Genomic DNA, 4,753 nt, shown 5'->3' with positions numbered 1-4,753 from the left:
ACGCCGTCGACCAGGCCGAGGACCTGGCCAGGGACCTCGGCCTGGTCGACGGCGTCCCGGAGCTCGTCGGCCCCACCGTCAACATCCTGCCCAGGGGCCAGGGATTCGGCTTCGAGGGGCTGGGCGCCGAACTCCGCCCGGAGTGGCTCGGCCCGGTCAGCGACCTCGCCTTCGGATTCGCCGAGACCCGCGGCGGCCGGGGCATCGCCGTCCACCTCGACGCGGACGCGGACCGCTGCGACGAGGAGACCCTCCGCAACCACGAACGCCGCTTCCGCACCGTGCTGCGCGCCCTCACCGAGGACCCCGACCGGCCCGTGGGCCGCATCGAACTCACCTCCGGCGCCGAACGGGACCGGCTGCTGGGCGAGTTCGCCACCTCTCCGCGCGAAGTGGCCGAACTCTCCTGGCCCGCCGCCTTCGAAGCACAGGTGCGCCGCTCGCCCGAGGCCGTCGCGCTCGTGTGCGAGGACCGCGAACTCACCTACACCGGGCTCAACGCGGCCGCCAACCGGCTCGCCCGGCTCCTCACCTCCCGCGGCGTGCGCGCCGCCGACGTCGTCGCCGTGGCACTCCCGCGCTCCCCGGAACTCGTGGTGGCGCTGCTCGCCGTGATGAAGGCCGGCGCCGCCTACCTCCCGCTGGACGCCGACCACCCCCAGGACCGGACCGCCTACATGCTGTCCGACGCGGGGGCCACCACCGTGCTCACCGTGCGGGAACTCGCGGACCACCTCCCGGCGGCGGACGCCGCCCACCTGCTGCTCGACGATCCTGCCACCGCGGACGCCCTCGCCGCCCAGGACGACACCGACCCGGGCACCCCGGTCGCCCTGGACCAAGCCGCCTACGTCATCTACACCTCCGGCTCCACCGGCCGCCCCAAGGGCGTGATCGTCACCCACGACGGCGTCGGCAGCCTCATCGCCACGGCCACCGACCGGATCGGTGTCACCTCCGAGAGCCGCGTCGTGCAGTTCGCCTCCGTCGGCTTCGACGTGACGGTCTGGGACCTGATCATGTCGCTGTGCGCCGGCGGCCGGATCATCGTCGTTCCCGCCGGGCGGCGGGTCGCCGGACCCGCCCTCACCGACTACATCGCACACCACCGCGCCACCCACATGATCCTGCCCCCGTCGCTCGTCTCGGCGCTGCCGCAGGAATGCGAACTGCCCGAGAACGCCGTCCTCGTCGTCGGTACCGAAGCGGTACCGGGCGAGCTGATCGCCCGCTGGTCCGGCCGGCTCCAGGTCGTCGTCGCGTACGGACTGACCGAGGCGAGCGTCAACTCCACTCTGTGGAAATCCCGTTCCGGCCGGCCCGGCCCCACGCCCATCGGCCGGCCCGACCCCAACACCCGCACCTACGTCCTGGACGTGGCACTGCGTCCGGTCCCGGTGGGCGTCGAGGGCGAGCTGTACGTCGCCGGGCGCGGCCTGGCCCGCGGCTACCTGGGCCGGCCCGCCCTGACCTCGGAGCGCTTCGTCGCCGACCCGTACGGGGAGCCCGGCGCCCGGATGTACCGCACCGGCGACCGGGTCCGCTGGGCCGACGACGGCAACCTGGAGTTCCTGGGCAGGGCCGACGGCCAGATCAAGATCCGCGGTCACCGGATCGAACCGGGCGAGATCGAGAGCGCCTTCATGTCCGGCCCCGGGATCGCCCAGGCCGCCGTCCTGGTCCGTGACGACCACCGGGGCGTCAAGCGCCTCGTCGCCTACCTGGTCGGGGACGGCGACGCCACCGCCACCGAGGCGGCTGTCACCGCCGCACGGGCCCAGGTGGCCGGCGCCCTGCCGGACCACATGGTGCCGACCGCCGTCGTCGTCCTGGACGGCCCCCTCCCGCTCACCCCCAACGGCAAGCTCGACAGCCGCGCCCTGCCCGAGCCCCGGTGGACCGCGGTCAGCGGCACCGACGCGCCCACCGGCCCGGCCGAGACCGCGCTCGCCGCTCTCTTCGCCGAACTGCTCGCACTGCCCTTTGTGGGTGTCCGGAGCAGCTTCTTCGAGCTGGGCGGTGACAGCATCGTCGCGATCCAGCTGGTGAACCGCGCCCGCGACGCCGGACTCACCATCAGCCCGCGCGACGTGTTCCGGCTCCGCACCGTCGAGGCCCTGGCCCGCGCCGCCGGGACGGCGCCGGACCCGGCCGCGACCGCGGCGGACGGGCTGGAGGAGGACGCGCTGCCCGTCTCCCCGCTCCAGGAGGGCTTCTTCTTCCACGCCGCGTTCGACGCCGGCTCCGCGGACCACTACCTGGTCCAGGAACTCCTGGAACTCGACGGGTTCATCGACCCGGACCGGCTGCGCAGGGCCCTGCAACTGCTCCTGGACCGGCACCCTTTGCTGCGCGCATCGTTCCGCCAGCTCCCCGGCGGCGACGTCGTCCAGCGCCTCGCCGGCCACGTCACCCTGCCCTGGCGGGAGACCGACACCGCCGACACCACCCTCGACGACGTGCTCCGGGAGGACCGCGCGGAGCCCTTCGACCTGGCCCGGCCACCGCTGCTGCGCGCCACCCTGGTCCGGGACGGCCACCGGCACCGGCTGCTGCTCACCCTGCACCACATCGTCGCCGACGGCTGGTCGGTCTCCGTGCTGCTGCGCGAACTCACCGCCGCCTACCGGGGCGAGGAACTTCCCGCACCCACCTCCCCGCGCCCGTACCTGGCATGGCTGGCCGCCCGCGACCGGGACACCGCACGGGAGGCGTGGCGGCAGGCGCTGTCCGGGCTGGACGGGCCGACCCGGCTCTCCGTCCTCTCCACGGCGGCGGACGACGAGCGGGCCCCGGCCAGGCCGGAGCAGGTCGACACCCGGCTGCCCGAGGAGTTCACCGCAGCCCTCACCGCCTGCGCACGCACCCACGGCCTCACCCTGAGCACCGTCGTGCACGGCGCGTGGGCGCTGCTGCTCGGCGCGCTCACCGGCAGCCGCGACATCGTCTTCGGCACCACCGTGTCCGGCCGGACGACCGAGGTCGCGGGCCTGGACGCCGCGGTGGGCCTGTTCATCAACACCGTCCCCGCCCGGGTGGGCCTGCGCCCGCAGGAGTCGCTCACCGAACTCCTGCGCCGGGTCCAGGACGAGCACACGGCGCTCCTGGACCACCAGCACCTCGGCCTGGCCGACATCCAGCGGATCGCGGGTGGCGGCGAACTCTTCGACACGCTCGTGGTGTTCGAGAACCACCCGGCCGCCGAGCTGTCCGCCGACCGGGGAGCGGAAGCGCTGCGCATCACCGGCAGCGAGGTCCTCGACGCCGTGCACTACCCCCTCGCGCTCGTCGTCGAGCCCGGCAGCGGCGGGCTGCTGCTGAGGTTCAAGCACGACGCCGCCCGCTTCGACCAGGTGACCGTGGCCGTCCTCGCCAACCGGTTCACCGCACTGCTGCGCACCCTGGTGTCCGAGCCCGGCCGCACCGTGGCCCGGACCGGCCTGCTGTCCGAACGGGAGCAGGCACACCTCGCCGGGCTGAACGCCACCGCACGGCCCGTCCCCGGGGCCACGCTCGCCTCGCTGTTCGCCGCGCAGGCCGCCCGCACCCCCGATGCCCCCGCCGTCGTCTTCGAGGACACCACCCTGACCTACGCCGAACTCGACCGGCGGGCCGAGGTGCTGGCCCGCCGGCTGCGGTCGCGCGGCGCCGGACCGGAGCGTTACGTCGCGGTGGCCGTGCCCAGGTCGGCCGAACTGATGGTCGCGCTGCTGGGCGTCCTCAGGACCGGCGCCGGCTATCTGCCTGTCGACCTCGACTACCCCGCCGAGCGGGTCGCGTTCGTGCTCGGCGACTCCGGCACCAGTACGGTCGTGACCACCGCGGACGCGGCCGGGCGACTGCCCGCCGTGCCGGGACTCGGCCTGGTTCTCGTCGACCGCGACGAGGCCGACGGCGACGAGGACGGCCGCGACGAGAACGGCCACGACGAGGCCGATCGCGACGGGACTGTCCCCGATGTCCCGGTACAGCCCGCCGGTCCGGACCACCCGGCCTATCTGATCTACACCTCCGGCTCCACCGGGCGCCCCAAGGGCGTCGCCGTCACCCACCGGGCCGTGGTCAACCGGCTCGCGTGGATGCAGGGGGAGTACGGGCTCGGCGCGGACGACCGGGTCCTGCAGAAGACCCCGGCCGCCTTCGACGTCTCCGTGTGGGAGTTCTTCTGGCCTCTCGTGGAGGGAGCGACCGTCGTCCTCGCCCGCCCCGGGGGCCACCGTGACCCCGGCTACCTGGCCGGGCTGATCCGGTCGCACCAGATCACCACGCTGCACTTCGTGCCGTCCATGCTGGCCGCGTTCACCCAGGCACTGGAGTCCGCCACCGACCACCCGGACTGGGCGGCGAGTCTGCGGCGGGTGTTCTGCAGCGGCGAGGCTCTCACCGGTGCCCAGGCCGGCGACTGGTCGGAGCTGACCTCCCGTTCCGGGCGGGCCCCCGTGCCACTGCACAACCTCTACGGGCCCACCGAGGCCGCGGTGGACGTGACCTTCTTCGCGTACGACCACGACGACCACGACGGCGGCGCGGGACCCGCCGTCGCCATCGGCCGCCCGGTGTGGAACACCCGGCTGCACGTGCTGGACCCGTTCCTGCGCCAGGTGCCCGACGGGGTGCCGGGGGAGCTCTACCTCGCCGGTGTGCAGTTGGCGCGGGGCTACCACGACCGGCCCGCTACGACCGCCGAACGCTTCGTCGCCGACCCGTTCGGCGGACCGGGCGAGCGCATGTACCGCACCGGCGACCTGGTGCG

Annotated in this window: 1 protein-coding gene; it reads left to right on the top strand. The window is 74.2% G+C overall.

Annotation, left to right across the window (positions count from 1 at the left end):
* Window positions 1-4,753 (top strand): non-ribosomal peptide synthetase (locus J1C73_RS10225; protein ID WP_207316052.1); only part of this gene is annotated, 4,753 nt, incomplete at both ends.

Source organism: Streptomyces laculatispora, assembly GCF_017353455.1.
GTDB classification, from domain to species: domain Bacteria; phylum Actinomycetota; class Actinomycetes; order Streptomycetales; family Streptomycetaceae; genus Streptomyces; species Streptomyces laculatispora.
The sequence above is the reverse complement of the archived record's forward strand: the minus strand, read 5'-3'. Positions and strand labels throughout refer to the sequence as shown.